Source organism: Haliea atlantica, from assembly GCF_054779855.1.
Genome location: NZ_BAAGXL010000003.1, coordinates 500,165 through 520,086 on the forward strand (window position 1 = coordinate 500,165; position 19,922 = coordinate 520,086).

The 19,922-nt window shown below is 66.4% G+C and carries 17 protein-coding genes; 3 read left to right on the forward strand and 14 right to left on the reverse strand.

What is annotated here, in order from left to right:
• Nucleotides 1-2: 2 nt before the first annotated feature.
• From lepA to rpoE, 6 genes are all read right to left on the reverse strand, one after another.
• On the reverse strand, nucleotides 3-1,799 hold the full coding sequence (gene lepA, locus ACYVGS_RS02330; protein ID WP_460587018.1) for an elongation factor 4: 1,797 nt from the start codon (nucleotides 1,797-1,799) through the stop codon (nucleotides 3-5).
• A gap of 132 nt (nucleotides 1,800-1,931) precedes the next feature.
• Nucleotides 1,932-3,335 (reverse strand): DegQ family serine endoprotease, encoded by a 1,404-nt coding sequence (locus tag ACYVGS_RS02335; protein WP_460587019.1) that lies wholly within the window; start codon nucleotides 3,333-3,335, stop codon nucleotides 1,932-1,934.
• 29 nt (nucleotides 3,336-3,364) lie between these two features.
• Nucleotides 3,365-3,871 carry a SoxR reducing system RseC family protein gene (locus ACYVGS_RS02340; protein WP_460587020.1) on the reverse strand — a complete coding sequence of 169 codons (507 nt, stop codon included), beginning with the start codon at nucleotides 3,869-3,871 and terminating at the stop codon, nucleotides 3,365-3,367.
• Complete coding sequence (locus ACYVGS_RS02345; protein ID WP_460587021.1) at nucleotides 3,872-4,810, reverse strand: MucB/RseB C-terminal domain-containing protein; 939 nt, start codon at nucleotides 4,808-4,810, stop codon at nucleotides 3,872-3,874.
• 8 nt (nucleotides 4,811-4,818) lie between these two features.
• Nucleotides 4,819-5,415 carry a sigma-E factor negative regulatory protein gene (locus ACYVGS_RS02350; RefSeq protein ID WP_460587022.1) on the reverse strand — a complete coding sequence of 199 codons (597 nt, stop codon included), beginning with the start codon at nucleotides 5,413-5,415 and terminating at the stop codon, nucleotides 4,819-4,821.
• A 50-nt stretch (nucleotides 5,416-5,465) separates the two neighbouring features.
• Entirely contained in the window at nucleotides 5,466-6,050 is a 585-nt protein-coding gene (rpoE, locus tag ACYVGS_RS02355) for an RNA polymerase sigma factor RpoE (RefSeq protein WP_460587023.1), read from the reverse strand.
• Between the two features lie 219 nt (nucleotides 6,051-6,269).
• Between rpoE and nadB the strand changes: the two genes are divergently transcribed.
• The gene (gene nadB, locus ACYVGS_RS02360; protein WP_460587024.1) at nucleotides 6,270-7,853 is read left to right on the forward strand and encodes an L-aspartate oxidase; all 1,584 of its coding nucleotides are present in this window, start codon (nucleotides 6,270-6,272) and stop codon (nucleotides 7,851-7,853) included.
• Between the two features lie 41 nt (nucleotides 7,854-7,894).
• Here the strand turns inward: nadB and trkA are convergent, their stop codons facing one another.
• The 5 genes from trkA to ACYVGS_RS02385 all read right to left on the reverse strand — a co-directional run bounded on the left by trkA (nucleotide 7,895) and on the right by ACYVGS_RS02385 (nucleotide 13,790).
• On the reverse strand, nucleotides 7,895-9,271 hold the full coding sequence (trkA, locus tag ACYVGS_RS02365; protein ID WP_460587025.1) for a Trk system potassium transport protein TrkA: 1,377 nt from the start codon (nucleotides 9,269-9,271) through the stop codon (nucleotides 7,895-7,897).
• Nucleotides 9,272-9,273: 2 nt separating this feature from the next.
• Nucleotides 9,274-9,960 (reverse strand): response regulator transcription factor, encoded by a 687-nt coding sequence (locus ACYVGS_RS02370; protein WP_460587026.1) that lies wholly within the window; start codon nucleotides 9,958-9,960, stop codon nucleotides 9,274-9,276.
• Nucleotides 9,957-11,420, reverse strand: coding sequence for a sensor histidine kinase (locus tag ACYVGS_RS02375; protein ID WP_460587027.1), 1,464 nt, complete (start codon nucleotides 11,418-11,420; stop codon nucleotides 9,957-9,959). The genes ACYVGS_RS02370 and ACYVGS_RS02375 overlap by 4 nt, the downstream gene beginning before the upstream one ends.
• A 1-nt stretch (nucleotide 11,421) precedes the next feature.
• The gene (locus ACYVGS_RS02380; RefSeq protein ID WP_460587028.1) at nucleotides 11,422-12,867 is read right to left on the reverse strand and encodes a TrkH family potassium uptake protein; all 1,446 of its coding nucleotides are present in this window, start codon (nucleotides 12,865-12,867) and stop codon (nucleotides 11,422-11,424) included.
• A gap of 125 nt (nucleotides 12,868-12,992) precedes the next feature.
• Nucleotides 12,993-13,790: a hypothetical protein gene (locus ACYVGS_RS02385; protein WP_460587029.1), complete on the reverse strand. Its 798-nt coding sequence runs from the start codon at nucleotides 13,788-13,790 to the stop codon at nucleotides 12,993-12,995.
• A 214-nt stretch (nucleotides 13,791-14,004) separates the two neighbouring features.
• Between ACYVGS_RS02385 and ACYVGS_RS02390 the strand changes: the two genes are divergently transcribed.
• Complete coding sequence (locus tag ACYVGS_RS02390; RefSeq protein ID WP_460587030.1) at nucleotides 14,005-14,460, forward strand: nitroreductase family deazaflavin-dependent oxidoreductase; 456 nt, start codon at nucleotides 14,005-14,007, stop codon at nucleotides 14,458-14,460.
• Nucleotides 14,461-14,467: 7 nt separating this feature from the next.
• On the opposite strand, the gene ACYVGS_RS02395 is transcribed toward ACYVGS_RS02390, so the two are convergent.
• From ACYVGS_RS02395 to ACYVGS_RS02405, 3 genes are all read right to left on the reverse strand, one after another.
• Nucleotides 14,468-15,376 (reverse strand): LLM class oxidoreductase, encoded by a 909-nt coding sequence (locus ACYVGS_RS02395; RefSeq protein WP_460587031.1) that lies wholly within the window; start codon nucleotides 15,374-15,376, stop codon nucleotides 14,468-14,470.
• Nucleotides 15,377-15,399: 23 nt separating this feature from the next.
• Complete coding sequence (locus ACYVGS_RS02400; protein ID WP_460587032.1) at nucleotides 15,400-15,915, reverse strand: thioesterase family protein; 516 nt, start codon at nucleotides 15,913-15,915, stop codon at nucleotides 15,400-15,402.
• 63 nt (nucleotides 15,916-15,978) lie between these two features.
• Nucleotides 15,979-18,462: a cation:proton antiporter gene (locus ACYVGS_RS02405; RefSeq protein WP_460587033.1), complete on the reverse strand. Its 2,484-nt coding sequence runs from the start codon at nucleotides 18,460-18,462 to the stop codon at nucleotides 15,979-15,981.
• A gap of 124 nt (nucleotides 18,463-18,586) precedes the next feature.
• On the opposite strand from ACYVGS_RS02405, the gene ACYVGS_RS02410 reads away from it, so the two are divergent.
• Complete coding sequence (locus ACYVGS_RS02410) at nucleotides 18,587-19,843, forward strand: DUF2254 domain-containing protein (protein ID WP_460587034.1); 1,257 nt, start codon at nucleotides 18,587-18,589, stop codon at nucleotides 19,841-19,843.
• The last annotated feature ends 79 nt before the right edge of the window (nucleotides 19,844-19,922 follow it).

The window sequence follows — 19,922 nt, forward strand, 5'->3', positions numbered from 1 at the left end:
CTTTAATCCACCTTGAGGACGGCAAGAAAGGCGGACTGGGGAATTTCCACCGAGCCGACCTGTTTCATGCGCTTCTTGCCGGCTTTTTGTTTCTCCAGCAGTTTTTTCTTGCGCGTGGCGTCACCGCCGTAGCACTTGGCGGTCACGTTCTTGCGCAGTGCCTTGACCGTGGTGCGGGCGACCACCTTGCCGCCCACCGCCGCCTGGATCGCCACGTCGAACATCTGCCGCGGGATCAGCTCCTTCATCTTGTCGGTCAGCACCCGGCCGCGGTGCTGGATCTGATCGCGGTGCACGATCACCGCCAGGGCGTCGACGCGCTCGCCGTTGATCAGGACATCCAGGCGCGCCAGCTGGGCGGGCTCGAAGCGGTCGAAGCTGTAGTCGAGGGAGGCGTAGCCCCGGCTGACCGACTTGATGCGGTCGAAGAAGTCCAGCACCACCTCGGCCAGGGGAATGTCGTAGACCACCGACACCTGGGTGCCGAGGAACTGCATGTCGATCTGGTTGCCGCGCTTTTCCGAACAGAGGGTAATCACATTGCCCAGGTAGTCCTGGGGGACCAGGATGCTGCAGCGGGCGATCGGCTCGCGCATTTCCTCGATTTCGCCGGTTTCCGGCAGCCGCGAGGGGTTGTCGACGTAGACCACCTCGCCGTCTTTCTTTTCGATCTCGTAGACCACGGTGGGCGCCGTGGTGATCAGGTCCAGGTCGTACTCGCGCTCCAGGCGCTCCTGGATAATCTCCATGTGCAGCATGCCGAGGAAGCCGCAGCGGAAACCGAAGCCCAGGGCATCGGAGGTTTCCGGCTCGTAGAACAGCGAGGCGTCGTTGAGGGTCAGCTTGGCCAGGGCCTCGCGGAAATCCTCGTAGTCATCGGTGGAGATGGTGAAAATGCCGGCGTAGACCTGGGGCTTCACCTTCTTGAAGCCGGGCAGGGCCGGCACATCCGGCTGCTGGGCATTGACCAGGGTATCCCCCACCGGGGCCCCCTGGATGTCCTTGATGCCGGCGACCACGAAGCCCACTTCACCGGCGCGCAGGACACCGGTCTCCAGCCGCTTGGGGGTAAAGATACCCACGGCGTCCACCTGGTGGGCCTTGCCGGTGGACTTGGGAATGATCTTGTCGCGCTTGCGCAGCTGCCCCTGCTTGACCCGCACCAGGGAGACCACGCCCAGGTAGTTGTCGAACCAGGAGTCGATGATCAGGGCCTGCAGGGGGGCGTCGCGGTCGCCCTCGGGGGGTGGAATGTTTTCCACCAGGTATTCCAGGGCATCCTCGATGCCGAGGCCGGTCTTGGCACTGACCAGGCAGGCCGTGGTGGCATCGATACCGATGATGTCCTCGATCTCGGCGCGCACCTTGTCCGGGTCCGCCTGGGGCAGGTCCATCTTGTTGAGGATGGGCAGGACTTCCAGGCCCTGCTCGATGGCGGTGTAGCAGTTGGCCACCGACTGCGCCTCGACCCCCTGGCCGGCGTCCACCACCAGCAGGGCGCCCTCGCAGGCAGACAGGGAGCGTGACACTTCATAGGAGAAGTCCACGTGCCCCGGGGTGTCAATGAAATTGAGCTGGTACACCTTGCCGTCGCGGGCGGTGTAGTCGAGGGTCACGCTCTGGGCCTTGATGGTGATGCCGCGCTCGCGCTCGATATCCATCGAGTCGAGCACCTGCTCGGCCATCTCGCGGTCGCTCAGCCCCCCGCAGTACTGGATGAAGCGGTCGGCCAGGGTGGACTTGCCGTGGTCGATGTGGGCAATGATGGAAAAATTGCGGATATGGCTGAGGTCGCTCACGCAAACAGGCTCGGCTCGAAGTCAGGGGTTGGCGCCGGGGGTGAGCCCGGCGAAAGGACGCGGGATTGTACCCTGATTCCCCCGCCGCTGCCATGCACCCCCGTGCGGGGGCGCCCGGCAGAGGAACGCCGCCTATTGCGGCAGCTTGAGGCCGATAAACATCGGGTTGCCGCGGCGGATCAGCCGCACCGGTACTGACTCGCCGGCCTTCAGTTCACCCACGGCACGCTGGAAGCTGTCGACGTCCTTGGTCGGAGTCGAGCCCAGCAGGGTAATCACGTCACCGGCGACAATACCGGACTCCGCGGCCACCGAATCGGGGGCCACCTGGCGCACCACCACGCCACCGCTGATGCCGAAGCGCTGCAGGGCCTCCGGCGGCGCGGTCTCCACGGACAGACCCAGCCGGTTGCCGTCACTGGCCTGGCCGCGGTCATTGAGCAGAGCGAAGCTGTCGTCGGCATCCAGCCCGCCGACCTCGACCTTGAGGGTGCGCCGCTTGCGCTCGCGGATCAGCTCCACCGGCACGGTCTCGCCCGGGGCAATCAGGCCCACCACATGGGGCAGGTCCGCGGAGGAGTCGATCTCCTTGCCGTCGAAGGTGAGAATGACGTCACCCGGTTCCAGGCCCGCCTTGCCGGCGGGGCTGTCCGGCGCCACCTGGGACACCAGGGCGCCCTGGGGACGATCCAGCCCGAAGGACTCGGCCAGGGTCCGGTCGACATCCTGGATGGTCACGCCGAGCCAGCCCCGCACCACCTTGCCATCCTCGCGCAGCTGCTCCACCACATTGCGCACCACCGACGCGGGAATGGCGAAGGACAGGCCGATGGAGCCGCCACTGCGGGTGAAGATCTGGGAATTCACCCCCACAACCTCGCCGTCGAGATTGAACAGCGGGCCGCCGGAGTTGCCGGGGTTGATGGCGACGTCGGTCTGGATGAAGGGAACGTAGTTCTCGCCCTGCTCGGTGGGCAGACTGCGGCCCATGGCACTGACGATGCCCGCGGTCACCGAGTAATCGAGCCCAAAGGGCGAGCCGATGGCCAGCACCCATTCCCCCACGCGGAGCGTGTCGTCGGGCTCCAGCTCAAGGAAGGGTAGGTCCTCGGCGTCGATGCGCAGCAGGGCCAGGTCGGAGCGGGGGTCGGTGCCGATCACTTCGGCGTCGAACTCCCGGCGATCGATCATGCGCACGACCACGGCGTCGGCACCTTCCACCACGTGGTTGTTGGTCACGATATAGCCGTCGTCACTGATGATGAAGCCGGAGCCCATGGACATCCGCGCCCGCGGCTGCGGCGGCGCACCGCGGTACTCGAAGAAGCGCCGCAGGTATTCGGGAATCTCCTCGGAATCGAAGGGCGGCGCATTGCTCGCCCGGCCGCCGCTGGACTGCACCATGATCTTGACCACGGCCGGTGAACCCTGCTCCACCACATCGCGGAACTCGGGGAGGTTGCGTGCCTCGAGTGCCGGCGCCATCAGCAGCAGCGCGCACAGGAACAACAGGGGCATGGGCATCTTGATTGTCATATCACCATCCACTTGCGAAAAATGTGTCGTCAGGAAGCGCTGCGCGCCAGCACAGCGGCGGGGTCCGGGGCCGCGGGCTCGCCGCGGGGCAGCACGGCCAGCAGGACCGGTTGCATCTCGGGATTGTCGCGGTGGCGCCAGGCGTGCCAGCGCACCACCGCCAGGCCCAGGCACAGTCCGAGGGCAGCGCCGGCCATGGCCGCCGGGTCGCTGCTGGCTGCGGGGGCCAGTGCGGCCCCCAGCGCGGCGCCGGCAAGCAGGGTCGCCAGGGGCAACAGGTAGAGCAGCAGAGACGCGCGCAGCAACAGACTTTCCGGGATGCTGATGCGCACCTGGTCGTCGATACGGCAGTCGCCGGGCCCGGCCTCGCCGGGCAGCACCCGGATCAGGCCCCGCTGCCCCTCGCGCACCCGCTCCAGCAGGCCGTGGCCGCAGCCCTGGCGCACACCGCAGGCATTGCAGGTGCTGCGTCGCACGGTTTCAACCCACAGGCCGTCATCGTCCACGGCCACTACACGTCCGGTTTCGGTCAGCATTCAGGGCTCCAGCCGTACGCCGTCGGCGACCATGCGCGCGGTATTCACCGGCACTTCGCCAATCACTGTGACCAGCACCGGCCGCTCCGCCAGTACCAGGCCGCGGGTGTAGGAGGCAGTACTGCCCTCCCGCACCAGCCCCTCACCGGGGCGGATCCCCTCGCGCAACGGCTCCAGGAACACGGAAAACACCACCAGGCCATCGGTGAAGGTACGCCGGGGGTGAGTCGCCGCGGCGCTGTCAGTGCGGGTAAACCCTTCCGGCAACCAGCCTGGCTGCCAGGGCAGCCCGACGGTCTCGGCCGGTGGCCCCTGGTCGGGATGGGGGTGATCGGCCCGGTGCTCCACGGCAGCCGCGCCACCCGTGTCCGGGGCATCACCGATGCTCAGCTCGGCAAACTGCACCCGCTCCAGCACGCGCTCATCGCGGGCGAGGATGAGCGAACGCAACAACAGGCCGGTGTCCCGGTCCAGCTCGAAAATGTGGGCATAGCGATACATGTCGCGCGGCAGGGCGCTGACCCGCACCGTACTGCGACCGGCGACACGCTCGCCGTCCTCGACCTGGAAGCGATAGTGGCGCGCCAGATGGCAGATATTGACCTCGGTGCCGTCGGCGGTGCGCAGCAGGGTGTGGCCGGGGTGCAGGCAATCCTGGGGATGGGCGCGGGTCACCCGGGCGTCCTGGCCGGTGAGGCGGGTGAGATGCTCCTCGGTGCGTCCGTCGCGCACATTGTGCACCACCCGCAAGACCTGCAAATCATCGCCCCGCTGCAGGGTCACGACGCCGCGATAGGAGAGTTCCTGGTGGCTGCGGGACATGCGCTCCAGCCAGCCCAGGGCCTCCGTGTCCGCTGCAGGGCAGTCGGCCGGGGCCGAGTGTGCCGGGGCCGCCAGCGAGAACCAGAGTACTGCGAGTGCGCCGATCGCCGCTTTCACGCGTGACCTCATTCCTCGATGCGGGGAACCCGGGCGTAGGGGATCAGGCCCTGGGGGGTATTCAGGGCGGCCTGCTCGGCGTGCTGCTGGCTGTACATCAGCATGCGCTGCCGGGCCAGCTCGTGGTAGGCGGTGCGAACCGCCGGTGTCAGTTCAAGCTCGGCGCCGCTGCCACTGCCCAGGCTCGCCTGGACCGGTGCACCGCCGAGGGTGTTCACAAAACCGAGCGCCGGCGCCGCCGCGGACTGGCTGGCCACTTCCACCGGCGCCTGTGTCTGCGACCACTGCTGGCCACCGACCACGACCACCGCCGCCACCGAGGCCGCGACGGCGAAGCCGCCCAGGGGGCGCAGCATGCGCTGCCAGCGCGCGGCGGTGGCAGGACTTTCCTGCTCGCCGATACTGGCCATCACCCGGCCGGAAATATCCCACTCCATCGACGCTGCGCCCTGGCCGCTGGTCGCGGCGCGCACGGCCTGGTAGCGCACCCAGGTTCCGCGCAATTCACTGTCCTGCCCGATTCGCGACAATACGCGTTCCAGTTCCAGTTCGTTGGCCTCATCGTCCATGAGAGCCGACAGGGATTCACGCAGTTGTTCCGTCATTGTTGCTGTCCTCCGCGCCGCCGCGCGAGTGGGTTGTGACTCGACAGGCTTCAGGACTCGCCGTCCAGTTGCAGCCTGACCTGCTTGTCGATGGCCTCTCGGGCCCGAAAGATCCGCGAACGCACGGTGCCGACGGGGCAATCCATGACCTCCGCGATGTCCTCGTAGCTGAGACCATCAAATTCACGCAAAGTTACCGCTGTTCGCAAATCATCGGGCAAATCGTGTAATGCCCGCTCCACCACGGTCTTGAGTTCATCACCGAAGAGAGCGTTTTCCGGAGTCTCGATTTCCCGCAGTGCGCCGGCACCTTCGTAGTGCTCGGCGTCGGCGATCTCCACGTCCGAGCCCGGCGGGCGGCGGGAGCGGGAGACCAGGTGATTCTTGGCCGTATTGATGGCAATCCGGTAGAGCCAGGTGTAGAAGGCGCTGTCACCGCGAAACTTGGGTAGCGCCCGATACGCCTTGATAAACGCTTCCTGTGCGACATCCTGCACTTCGTCCGGGTCGTGAATATAGCGACCGATGAGTCCAAAAATACGGTGCTGGTATTTCAGTACCAGCATGTCAAAGGCCCGCGAGTCGCCCTTCTGTACCTTGGCGACCAGCTGCTGGTCCGTCGGCGCGGCCGTCATGCTCCCCTCCCCTCCCTGGCCGGGCGCAGCACTGCGCCGGCATGCGCTGCCTTAGCATCGCGCCGCCTGTATGAAATTTTTCTGCCGCAAAAGTTCCGCAATCCCCGATTTCCTTCCTGACCGCCACCTCGTTTATACTCGCGACCCCGATGGCTCGATTCGTAAGTTATTGAGCTGCATAATATATTTGACAACATACAGGCAGCAAGCACCGAAATCATGTCGAGCCGGCTTTTCCAACACGATGTTCTGGTCATCGGCAGCGGCGCTGCCGGTCTTAGCGTGGCCCTGCGTCTCCCCCGCCACCTGCGCATCGCCCTGGTCTGCAAGGGCGACCTCAACGAGGGCTCCACCTACTGGGCCCAGGGCGGCATGGCGGCGGTACTCGACGCCACCGACTCCGTCGACGCCCACGTGGAGGATACGCTGATTGCCGGCGCCGGTCTCTGCCAGCGTGAAGCGGTCGAGTTCACCGTGCGCAACAGCCGGCGCTGCGTCGAGTGGCTGGTGGAACAGGGGGTCAATTTCGATGCCTCGGCGGAGGAGCCCGGCCACTTCCACTTGGCGATGGAGGGCGGACACAGTCACCGCCGCATCATCCACGCCGCCGACCACACCGGCCAGACGATTTCCGAGGTCCTCACCCGGCGGGTGCTGGAGGCAGACAATATCGAGGTCTTCAGCCAGCGGGTGGCGGTGGACCTGGTGGTGCGCGAGGGGCGCTGCGAGGGCGCCTACCTGCTCGACCGCGAGCGCGATTGCGTGGACCTCTACCAGGCGCGCAAAGTGGTATTGGCCACCGGCGGTGCCAGCAAGGCCTATCTCTACACCAGCAACCCCGACGGCGCCAGCGGCGACGGCATCGCCATGGCCTGGCGCGCCGGCTGCCGCGTGGCCAACCTCGAGTTCAACCAGTTCCACCCCACCTGTCTCTACCACCCCAAGGCGAAGTCCTTCCTGATCACCGAGGCAATCCGCGGCGAGGGTGGCCTGCTGCGCCTGCCGGACGGCACTCGCTTCATGCCGCGTTTCGACGAGCGCGCCGAACTGGCGCCCCGGGACGTGGTGGCCCGGGCCATCGACCACGAGATGAAGCGCCTGGGCCTGGACTGCGTGTACCTGGATATCTCCCACAAGCCGCGGGAGTTCCTCGAGGAACACTTCCCCACCATCAGCGCCCGCTGCCGGGAGCTGGGCATCGACATCGCCGCGGAGCCGATTCCGGTGGTGCCCGCCGCCCACTACACCTGCGGCGGCGTGGTGGTGGATACCGCCGGGCGCAGCGACGTGGCGGGGCTGTATGTGATTGGCGAGACCTCCTGCACCGGCCTCCACGGTGCCAACCGCATGGCCAGCAATTCCCTGCTCGAGTGCATCGTCTACGCCGAGTCGGCGGCGAAGGATATCGCGGCAACAATCGAGGCGACCCAGGCGCCACGGTCGGCGCCGGACTGGGACGAGAGCCAGGTCACCGACTCCGACGAGGACGTGGTGATCTCCCACAACTGGGACGAGCTGCGCCGCTTCATGTGGGACTACGTGGGCATCGTGCGCACCAACAAGCGCCTGGCCCGGGCCGAACACCGCATCCAGCTGCTGCAGCGGGAAATCGCCGAGTACTACAGCAACTACAAGGTCAGCAACGACCTGCTGGAATTGCGCAACCTGGCGATGGTGGCGGAGCTGATGATCCGCTGTGCCCAGCAGCGGCGGGAGAGCCGCGGCCTGCACTACACCCTCGACTACCCGGACACCCTGGCCGAGGCCGCCGACACCGTGCTGGAACCCGACAGTCAGGGCTGAGCCCGCCCCAGCGGAAGGCCGCCGGGCGAGCTGGCACTGCGCTAGAAGAAACCCAGGCCGACCTGGAACAGCTTCTCCACCTGCTTCACCGCGCGCTTGTCGGCGACAAACAGAATCACGTGGTCTTCGGCGGCAATTTCCACATCGTCGTGGGCCACCATCACCTCTTCCCCGCGAATGATTGCCCCCAGCAGGGTGCCGGCCGGGAGGGCGAGCTCGCCGATGCGCCGCCCCACCACCCGCGAGCTGTCGCGGTCGCCGTGGGCCACCGCCTCGATCGCCTCCGCCGCGCCCCGGCGCAGGGCGTGCACTGCCACCACATCGCCCCGGCGCACGTAGGTCAGCAGCGCACCGATGGTGGACTGCTGGGGCGAGATGGCGATGTCGATCGGGCCGCCCTGGATCAGGTCCACGTAGACGCGGTTGTTGATCAGGGTGATCACGGTGCGCGCCCCAAGGCGGGCCGCCAGCATGGAGGCCATGATGTTGGCCTCGTCGTCGTTGGTCACCGCGAGAAAGGCGTCGATACCGGCAATGCCCTCCTCGGTCAGCAAATCCGGATCGGTGGCCTCGCCGTGGAGCACGGTGGTCTGCCGCAACTGCTGGGACAGCACTTCGCAGCGGGGCAGTGAACACTCCACCACCTTGACCCGGAACTGCGCCTGGATGTCCCCCGCCAGGCGCGCGCCGATGTTGCCGCCACCGGCGATCATCACCCGCCGGTAGGGTCGATCCTGGGGGCGCAACAGATGCATGATCTCCCGGGAGTCCTGGCGGCTGCTGATGAAGAAAACCTCGTCGCCCTCCTCCACCACGGTGTCGCCCCGGGGCATCAGCGCGCGGTCGCGGCGGAAAATCGCCACCACCCGGGCATCGCGCCCGGGCGCCAGGCGCCGCAGCTCGGCGATTTCGCGGCCCACCAGGGCGCCGCCATAGCCCGCGCGCACCGCCACCAGTTGCACCCGGCCCTGGGCGAAGTCCAGCACCTGCAGGGCGCCGGCATAGGTCAACAGGTGCTCCAGCCGCCGGGTGACCAGGGCCTCCGGGCTGATCAGCACATCCACCGGAAAGCCCTCGGGGCCGAACAGGGCGTCCTCCTGGGCCAGGTAGTCCGACTCGCGCACCCGGGCGATGGTCTTGGGCACACGGAACAGGCGCCGCGCCACCTGGCAGGCGACCATGTTGATCTCGTCACTGCTGGTCACCGCCACCAGCATGTCGACGTCGTCGACCCCGGCCAGGCGCAGCACGCGCGGGTGCGAGGCCTGGCCACAGACCACACGCAGGTCGAACTTGTCCTGCAAGGCCTGCAGGCGCGGGTTGTCGCAGTCCACCACGGTGACGTCGTTGCCCTCCCCCACCAGGTACTCCGCCAGGGAGCCGCCGACCTGTCCGGCACCCAGAATCACAATGCGCATGATCAGTCCCCCTGTCCCAGGAATCGGTAACCCACACCGGTCTCGGTCTGGATGTATTGCGGCGCGGTCGGCGGGTCACCCAGCTTGGCCCGCAGGCGGCCGATAAACACCCGCAGGTAGTGGGTATCCTCGCGGTGCCCGGGACCCCACACGGCATCCAGCAGCTGCTGCTGGGTGACGATGCGCCCCGGATGCTCCATCAGCTGCCGCAACAGCTCGAACTCCTTGCGCGAGAGATGCACCTCGGTGCCGTTCACCGCCACCCGCCGGCCGGGAAAGTCCACCGCCAGATGGCCATCGTGGTAATTCCCCAGCGCCGGTTCGCGCGCGGCCACGTGCCGCAGCAGGCTTCTGACCCGTGCCAGCAATTCAGCCACCCCGAAAGGTTTCTCCACATAGTCGTTGGCGCCGCTGTCCAGCGCCCGGACCTTCTCCCGCTCGCTGCTGCGCACCGACAGAATCAGCACCGGGCCGGCAAAGATCTCGCGCAGCTGCAGCAACAGGGCCTGGCCGTCCATGTCCGGCAAGCCGAGGTCCATGATCACCAGGTCCGGCTGCTCGAGCACCAGCGCCTGCAGGCCCGCCCGGGCGTCCTCGGCCAACACCACCGTGTAGCCCTGGGATTCCAGACCAATGGATAAAAAGCGGCGAATCTGCGGTTCATCATCGATCACCAGAATCCGGCTCACGCGTCCTCCTTTTCCCCGCGCGGCGGGCGAACCAGGGGCAGGGTCATGCGCAGAACCGCCCCCTGCCCCGGCGGGCTGTCCAACACCTCGACCGCGCCGCCGTGGGCCGCCAGGATGCTGCGGCAGATCGCCAGGCCCAGGCCACTGCCCGCGGCGTACTGATCGCCGTGGCTGAAGGTATGGAACATGTCGAAGACCTGCTCGCGCTGGGCGGGGGGTATGCCCGGGCCGCTGTCCCGCACGTCGATGACAACGCTGTCCCCGGCGCGCTCGGCGCTGAGCCAGATGCGACCCTCGGCGGGCGAGAAGCGCAGGGCATTCTCCAGCACGTTGAACAAGGCCTGTTCGATCAGGGCCGGGTGGACGTAGAGCAGCGGCAGGTCCGCGGGCAGTTCCAGCTTGATCTCGACCTGGCCCAGCAGGGGCTGCAAACGACGGAGTACCACGCTGACGATGTCGTCCAGGCCCACCCAGTCGCGGTCCAGGGTCAGCTCCCCGTGACCGAGGCGAGTCATGTCCAGCAGCTTCTGAATGTAGCGGTCCAGGCGCCGCGCCTCGCTCAGGGTATTGCCGAGCAGCTCCCGGCGCTGCTCGGGTCCCAGGGCATCCGCCAGGTCAATCAGGCTGGAAACCGAGCCGATCATGCTGGACAGCGGCGTACGCAGATCGTGGGACACCGAGGAGAGCAGCGCCGCGCGCAGCTGCTCCCGTTCCTTGCCCAGGGTTTCCTCGCGCAGGGACTCCGCCAGCTGCACACGCCCCCAGGCAAGCCGGGCCACCCGGGTCAATACCTCCAGCCGGTCGCGGTGCCAGTCGCTCACCGGCTGCGCCGCCGAAACGCGCAGGCCGGCAACCGGGCGGCCGCGGTCATCGCCGAGCAATACCGACGCCCCGGCGCGATCCTCGCGCCAGACAACGCCGCGCTGAAGCTCGGCCACCGGAACCCCGGAGGCATCCAGCTCCGATAGCTCCAGCGCCCGCACGTGCCAGCCCAAGGCGCTGCGCAAATGCCGGCAGAGTGTGTCGACCACGCAGGGCGGGTCGACACAGGCGGAGAGATTCCTGGCGCAGTCCATCTGCAGGTTGTTCCAGGCCTCCGCCGCCTGCAGTGCCGTCACCTGCTCCTTCAGACGCCCGGCCAGGTGACTGGTGATCACCGCCACCACCACCAGCATGACCGCCGTAAGCACGTCCTCATCGTGGCGCATGGCGAAGGACCAGCGCGGCTCGGTGAGAAAGAAGTTGTAGGCAAGAAAGCTGAGCACAGCACTCAGCAGCGCGGGACGCCAGCGCGTCGCAACGGCAGTGACCAGCACCCCGGCCAGGTAGACCAGCGCCAGGTTCGCCACCGGCACCACCGGCAGCAACAGCATGCCCAGCCCGGTCGCCAGCAGCGGCCCCAGCCAGGGGAGCGTCAACGCCAGCCAGTCTTCCCGGGAGAAAGCGCGCGGGTGTTTCATCCTAGCCTCTCCAGAAGGTGCGCGAGAACAGCACCATGATGGTCAACAACTCCAGCCGACCCAGCAACATGGCGAAGCATAGCAGCCACTTGGCGGGGGCCGGCAGGGAGGCAAAATTCCCCGCCGGTCCGACAATCTCGCCGAGACCCGGGCCGACGTTGGTCAGCGCCGTGGCCGCGGCGGTGAGGCTGGTCACCAGGTCGAGCCCCATCAGTGCCAGCAGAAGCGTCGCCGCGGTCAGACAGACAAAAAACAGGAAGGAAAACGCCACTGCGGAGAGCATGATGTCGTCAGGCAGCGGGCGACCATTGTAGAGCGCCACATAGATGCCCCGCGGATGAATCAGCTTGCGCACCTGCTGGCGCAGAAACAGCGCGCTGAGCTGAAAGCGGAAGACTTTCATGCCGCCGCTGGTCGACCCGGAGCAGCCGCCGATAAAGGTAACGAAGAAAAACAATGCCACGCTGAAGGGCCCCCACAGGCTGTAGTCGGTAGAGGCGAAGCCGGTGGTGGTAATCACCGAAATCAGGTTGAACAGGGCCTGGGTCACCGCCGCCCCCGGCTCCATGCCGAGGCGCCACACCAGGTACAGGGCCAGGACCAGGGTCAGGCTGAGCACGATGAGCAGCAGCCCGCGAATCTGCTGGTTGTCGAGAATCGCCAGGGAGGGACGCCGGGCAAAGCCGATAATCACGGTGAAGGGCAGCGCGCCGACCAGCATGAACAGGCTGGCAACCCACAGCACCGGGCTGTCGAAGCGACCGAGGGAGCGGTCGTCTGTGGCGTAACCGCCGGTGGACACGGTGGTCATGGCGTGATTCACCGCGTCAAACCAGCCCATGCCCACCGCCGCGTAGGCCAGCGTGCAGGCCAGGGTGATCGCGAGATAGGTCACCAGCAGCAGGCGCGCCAGGGTCTGGATCCGCGGCATGGATTTTTCCGACCAGTCGGAGGATTCGGTATGAAACAGGCGCATGCCGCCGATGCGCAGGTAGGGCAGGATCGACACCGCCATGCCGATCACCCCCAGCCCCCCCAGCCACTGCAGGAGCGAGCGCCACAACAGCAGACTGGGCGCCAGGGTCTCGATGCCGGAGAGTACCGTGGAGCCGGTCGTGGTGATCCCGGACACCGCCTCGAAGACTGCGTCGGTAAAACTCAACTGGAAATGGCTGAAAAACAGCGGCAGGGCACCCGCCAGTGACATCAGCAGCCAGGCGGCGGTGGTCAACAGGTACAGCTGCCTGGCCACCAGGTGAAAGTGTCGTGTGCGCCCCCAGGCCAGCATGGCCAGCCCGATACCCAGGGTGATCAGGGCAGAGCGGAAAAAGACGCCGGTTTCCGGGTCCCCCCGCAGCACGGAGAAGGCAGCCACCAGCCCCATCAGCAGCGCCATGACCAGCAGCAGCTGCCCGCAAATGAAAATGATTGGCCGCCAGAGCGTCATGCCGCCCTCCCCCGCAACGTCACCTATAGTGTGGGGGCAGGCCGCGTAAACAGTCGATAACTTTCCAGGGGCCAGCGCATAAAAATTCCATAAACGCGAGGCGACCCCATGGCCTATCCCGGCATTCAGCCGAGACTGTCGTAAAGGGCGATGTCCCGCGCATACAGGCGCTGGATGCGCGCTTCGAACTCGGTGCCGGCCAGCAGCTCCCGGGTGACCCGGGGCAGGCGGAACTGCGGCGAGGGATTGAGCGGTAGCGCCCGCTCCAGCAGGCGCAGGGCCGCCCGGTCCGCCACCGGGCTCTTGGGACGGTGGTGGCCACTGCCCAGGGCTTGCCCGCGGGAGGGCTTCAGCCCGAAGCGCCGTTCGATCTCGACGACCACCTGGTCGAAGTCTTCCAGACGGTAGTGCTCGATGGTCGGGCAGGCGTAGATTGCCGAGTGCTGCGGCATGTGATGGGGGTCATCCAGCGTATCGACCTCCGCCTCCAGCCAGCCCAGATAGTCGAGAAAGGAAACCGGGTACTCAATGCCGACGTCGTCGCCATACACATGCCGAAGCAGCCGCTGTCGCGTGCGCAAGCCCATCGACGTGATGCCTTTGCGCTCCAGGTTGATGAAAAAGCGATTGCTCAGGTGGACATAGGCACTGAAGGTTCGCTGGAAGGGGCAGCGCAGGAAATTCAGCACCGGCATGCCAACACGCAGCGCCTGCTGAACACCCTGGCGATAGCCCTTCTCCGCCTTGAATACGCGCATTTCATAGCTGTGGATATCCATGCCCGGATCCGAATCGGAATAGGCCAGCGCTTCCTCGAGAACCCCGGCGTGAAACAGGAACCATTTCAGCACCGAGGTACAACCGGCCTTTTGTGACCAGGACACCAGGAAAGGCATGTCGGGATGGTAGTGGGGGAGCCGCATCCGAAGTGCCTGCTCGGGTGAAAAGGCTTCGCGGGGGGCACTGCCTGCCGCGCCGGCCCTCACTCGCTTCGCTCCGAGAAACGCTAGCACAACCCCCTCCCTGCACGCCGACTGGTCCCAGTCGAAGCAGACTATGGCGCTGAGGTCGCGACTACAAACACAGCGTGTTTGCATTTACACTGAAATTCGCTTTCCCCTCAATGGAGGCAAGACCATGGCACAGAAAATACCGGACTCCATGCCCGACTGGATTCGCGAGCATATCGAGCTCTACCGCCGCGACCCTGAAAAAGGTCACTTCTGGGATGCCTCGCTGGGTGGTGGCAGCGGCATGCTCACCACGCTGTTGTTGACCACCACCGGCCGCAAGTCGGGGGAGCCACTCACCCTGCCGTTGATCTACCGCCCCACCAACGACGGCAACTATTGCGTGATCGCCTCCAAGGGCGGTGCCCCCGCGCACCCCGCCTGGTACCTGAACCTGCAGGCCAACCCCCGGGTCGAGGTACAGGTGGCTTCCGACCGCTTCCCTGCCATGGCGCGGGATGCGGTCGGCGAGGAGCGCGAGAAGCTGTGGGAGATCATGGTCAATTACTACGCGCCCTACACCAAGTACCAGGCGGCAACCGAGCGGCGCATTCCGGTGGTGGTGCTCGAGCCCATTCGCTAGCGTCTGCTCAGGGCTGGCCAGCGCTGCTCAGTACCTGCTCGGCAAAACGCTCCAGGGCCGCGCGCTTGGTCTCGAAGCGCGCGGGGTCTGCCTCCGGATCGTACCAGTCGGCGGTGAAAAAGGGATTGGGCAGCCAGGGCGCCATGATCATCAGCCCGGTCACCCCCTGCTCCTCCAGCTCGCGAATCGTCGCCGGCTCGTGGGCCTCGGTCAGGGCGATGTTGATGGCAAAATCGTCCAGGGGCAGCCCGGCACGCTTCCGCTCATCGCGCAAGGTCTGGATCATCGGCGGTGCACTGGCGCGGTCCAGGGGCAGACCGAGCCAGCCGTCCTGTCGCGCAGCGCGACGCAGGGCCGCCGGGGCCGCCCCGCCACACCACACCGGTACCGGCCGTTTCGGCGCGGGGCTCATCAACACTTCGGGGTAGCGGAAAAACTCGCCCTCATGAGCAAAGGCCTTGCCGCTGCAGAACAGATGGAACAGCGCCAGCAGTTCGTCCAGTCGGCGGCCGCGCTGCTCGAAGGGCACGCCGAGCAGGTCGTACTCCTCGCGCAGCCAGCCCACCGCGGCCCCCAGCACAACCCGCTCGTTGGTCAGCACCGCGGCGGTGGTGACGGCCTTGGCCAGCACCGCGGGGTCGCGCAATGCCGCCAGGCAGATATTCGAGGCCAGTTTCAGGCGCGAGGTCACCGCCCCCATGCTGGCCAGGGTGACCCAGGGGTCGGGCCAGGGGGTTTCCGGTGTCCACCAGACCTCGCCGTCCTCGGTGTAGGGATAGCGGCTCTCGATGCGCGTCGGCATCAGCACATGGTCGGCCAGGGTAATGCCGTCAAAGCCGAGGGATTCCGCGAGACGCGCCAGGTCCAGCAGCTGGTCCTGCTCCGGGATGGTGGTGATGGAAAGCCAGTACTGCATGCTGCCGCCTCGCTATTGGGCAATCAGGATTGTGTGGTCTGCAGCCAGTCATTCACCGGCGGGCGCAGGCGACTGCCGACACCCTCCGGGTAGGGCTGCGACAGCATCTGGCGCACCACATCCTGCAGCTGGCGCAGCTTCCAGTCGGGAAAGGGCGCGGAGCGCCGGGCGCCCAGGTCGACATGCATGTCCACCTGCTCGGCAATCGCCGCGCGGCAGTCACGACTCAGATTATACAGTTCGTGAAAGAAATGCAGGCGCTTGGCATCCACTGCCAGCAGCCAGGAACGCACCTCGAGCTCGTCGCCCAGACCCACCTCCCGCTCGTAGACCAGGTGGCTCTCCAGCACCACCTTGCCGCATCCCGTCTGCGCCACATAGTCGTCACCCAGGCCGAGGATATCGGTCAAGGCGACGTGGGCGTCGTAGACCACCAGCGTGTAATGCGTGGCGTTCATGTGCTGGTTGACGTCGATCCAGGCCGGCGGGCACTGGGTCCGCAGGGTGGTATAGGGTGCACGTTGCAAATCCGTCGTCATGGTTGAGTCTTCCCTGGGCACAAAAGCCCTATGCTGCCGCAGACCGCTGTCGCGGCGCAACGCTCATGCTTCCCCCCGCTGTGCACGGGCCGCCTGCAAGGCTGCGTGAAGTTCCGGGCAGCTAAGGCGGAAACGCTCCAGATCGCGGCGCTTGAGCTCGTAAATCGCACAGGGGGTCAGGGCGCGGCAGGTGGCGCTGCGCGCGGCGCCCGTGAGGAAGCCGCTCTCCCCCACGAAGTCGCCGGCAGCCAGCACCGCAACCTCCTCCTCGTCGCCCTGCGCATTGAGCCGCAGTACCCGCACCTGGCCGCGGGCGATCAGGTAGAGGGAGTCGTCGTAGTCACCCTCGCGAATCAGGTCCTGGCGCGCCGGCACCGTGCGCTGCTTCAGGCAGGCCAGGATACGCGGCACCTCGGCTTCCGGTACGTGCTCGAACAGGGGCACTTTGCGCAGCAGCTCCACGGGATCGATGCGGAAACGCGTGGTGTCGTATCCCCGCCGCTGCCGGATTTCCTCGTCCAGCTCCTGCAGCAGGCCCGTGGCCACACTGTTGGGAATGGAACCGCTGCGCCGCTGGGCGAGGATAAAATCGCGCTGGCTGTGCAGCATCATGCGCTCGGCCAGGCGCTGCTCGCTGGCCTGGTGGAACTCCGGGAAGTCCTGCATCACATGTTCCATGCGCTTGCGGGCACCCCGCGCCCAGCGCCGGAACAGGGCACTCACCTCCGCCACCACCTCGCCCCGTGCGTCGCTGAGGCGCGAGAGCTGGTCGATGGTGGCCAGTACCCGCATGCAGCCGTGATAGCCGGCCCAGGCCAGTTCGTAATCGCGCGCCGTCGAGTGGCTGCGAATCGACTCGGCGTGGTCGTCCAGCAGGCCCATGCCCAGGCGCTGCACCAGGCGCATCCAGGTATTGCGCGACCAGCGCTCGAAGCGCGAGCGCGGTGGAATCCTGGGCAAGGTGCCGTGGTAGCGCAGGCTGTCCGCCTCCACGTTGAGCGCGTAGACCATGTTGCGATAGGTCTTCTCCGACAGGTGCCCGCGGCTGAACATCTCATGGTAGAGGGCCTTCTGCACCGAGAAGCACTTCAAAAGCAGCAGATTGTATTCACTCTCGCGGGTCAGCTCCCGGCGGCGCTGGTCCTCGAATTGTTGCTCGGCTTCCTCGATTGCCAGTTCCAGGGCCGTGCCCACGCGTGCCGTGCGCCGCGCCGAGAAACCGCCCTCCTGCTGCAAGCGCGGCAGGCTGGCCAGCGCCGTGCGCCGGGCACTCAGGCGCGCCTCGCTCTCGGCGATGCGGTCGGCCAGGGGCGGCCGGTTCAGGCCCAACCAGCGAATCAGGGTTTCGATGCTGAGCCCCTGTACGACCAGGGTAAACAGGACCGCACCCGTGACCAGCACGACGAAGGTATCGGCATAGGCAAAATCACCGAGACTGAGGGCAATCGCCAGGGCAATGGCCCCGCGCAGGCCGCCCCAGTACATGACCACCTGGAAACGCCGGTCAATATGCTCGGCACCCGGCAGGCGCCCGACGAGCGGCACCAGGCTGAACACCACCACCGCCCGCGCCAGCAGCATGGCAGCGATCACCCACAACAGTGTGGACCAGGCATCCGCGATGGCCGCCACATTGATCTGCAGCCCCACCAGCAGGAAGATCAGCGCGTTGGCAACAAAGGCCAGGTACTCCCAGAAATGCTCCAGGTATTCGGTAACCGAGTGGGAGATCTTGGAGCGCCCCCAGCTGCCGATGGTCAGGGCGGCCGCCACGGTAGCCATGACGCCACTGACGTGCAGCAGGTGCTCGGCAATCAGGAAGGAAAAATAGGCGAGGATGGTGGTCAGGGATATCTCGATCATGGCGTCCTCCTCCACCCGCCCCAGCACGAAACCGGTCACCACCGCGAGCACCCAGCCGACCACCGCGCCGCCGAAGAATACGAATACAAAGTCGCCCAGGCCTGCGACAACCGTGTTGGTTGACACATAGCCCGCCACGGCGATGGCCAGCAGGATCTGCGAGGCGACAATCGCGGTGGCATCGTTGAACAGGCTTTCCCCCTCCACCAGGATGGTGAGCCGGCGCGGCGCGCCCAGCTGCTTGAACAGGGAGATCACCGCCACCGGATCGGTGGCGCTGAGAATCGCCCCCAGCAACAGCGCCGCGGCAAGGTCAATGCCGGTGACCCCGGCTACCAGGAAGCCGATAATCGCCGTGGAGATCAGCAGGCCCGGCACCGCCAGCGTCAGCACCGGCAGCAGGTTGCGCCGCAGCTCGCGCACCTCGAGATGGAGTGCCGACTCGAAAATCAGCGTGGGCAGAAAGACAAACAGAATCACCTCGGGGGAGATGGCAAAGCCCACCAGGGGCTGGAGGAAAGCCGGCGCCCATGGCTCCAGTCCGGACAGCCCGATGCCGACCACGACCAGGAGCACGGTGAAGGGCAGGCGAAAGCGCTTGCAAAAGGCCAGCACCGCCGCTGCCACCAGCAATAGAAAGACCACCCCGCTGACCAGGTCGATGACCGATGCGCTGTGTTCCATGGCCGGGCGCCCCCGCACTTTTCTCGCAGTATGGACACGGAGTCGGCTTTTCGCGAATTCGGTGTATGCTGGAACTTCGCTCAGATCGCAGCCCCCGCGGCTGCGACACGCTGGAGATATCGCCATGCCGCGCTGGTACTGGATACTGAGACAGCTGACCCGCACGCTGTGGGTGCGGGCCACCCTGATTGGGCTGCTGGGTGTGGGTGCCGCGATCTTTGCCGCCCTGATCGAGGATCATGTGCCCGCGGTTCTGCCCACCTATATCGGCGCCGAAGCCGTGGACGGTGTTCTCAACATTATCGCGACCAGCATGCTGGCGGTGACCACCTTTTCGCTCAGCGTGATGACCGCCGCCTACAGCGCCTCCACCAGCAATGTCTCGCCCCGCGACACCCGCCTGCTGATGGAGGATCGGGTGAGCCAGAATGTGCTCTCGACCTTTATCGGCTCCTTCCTCTTCAGCATCGTCGGCATCGTGGTGCTGAAGACCGGGGCCTACGGCGAGCGCGGCCGCTTCGTGCTGTTCCTGTTTACCATCGCGGTCATCATGCTCATCGTGGTCTCCCTCCTGCGCTGGATCGACCAGCTCACCCGGCTGGGGCGCGTCGGCGAGACCACGAACCTGGTGGAGCAGACCACACGCGAGGCCATGCAGGTGCGGCGCAAGGCACCCTGCCTGGGCGGCACACCGCTTTGCGACGAGAGCGGACTTCCCCCCGGCGCCCGGGCCATCTGCGGGGGCACCACCGGCTACCTGCAGCACGTCGACATGCAGGCCCTGGGAGAGTGCTGCGAGCAACTCGATCGCGACCTGTTCGTCACCGCGATTCCCGGCAACATGATCTACCCAGATACGCCCCTGGCCTGGCTGCCGACCGATGTCCCGGAGGGCCGTCTGGAGCCGGCATCCGCGGAAATTCGCCGGGCATTTACCATCGGCAATGAACGCAGCTTCGACCAGGACCCGCGCTTTGGTCTCGCCGTCATGAGCGAAATCGCCTGCCGCGCACTGTCCCCGGCAATGAACGACCCGGGAACCGCGATCGACGTGCTCGGCCGCCTGACACGTCTGCTGATACTGTGGGCGGAGACCCCGTCCGAATCCGAGCCCGAACTGCCACGGGTGCATGTGGCGACCTTGCAGATTGATGACCTGTTCGAGGATGCCTTCATGCTGATTGCCCGCGACGGCGCCGCTCAGGTCGAAGTACAGCTGCGTTTGCAGAAATGCCTGCGCGCACTGAATCGCCTGGGCGACGAGGCCTTTCGTGCCGCGGCGAGACGCCAGTCGACACTGGCGCAACACCGCGCGGAGCTCGCGCTGTCACTGGAGGCGGACAGGCAGCGCCTGCGCGCCGTGGCGGAAGAAACTGGCTGAATCTCGTGAAAGCCCGGGGGCATGGCCACACCCCGCGACCCGGCTTCGATATACTGCCCACGGATTCTCAACTCCCGGG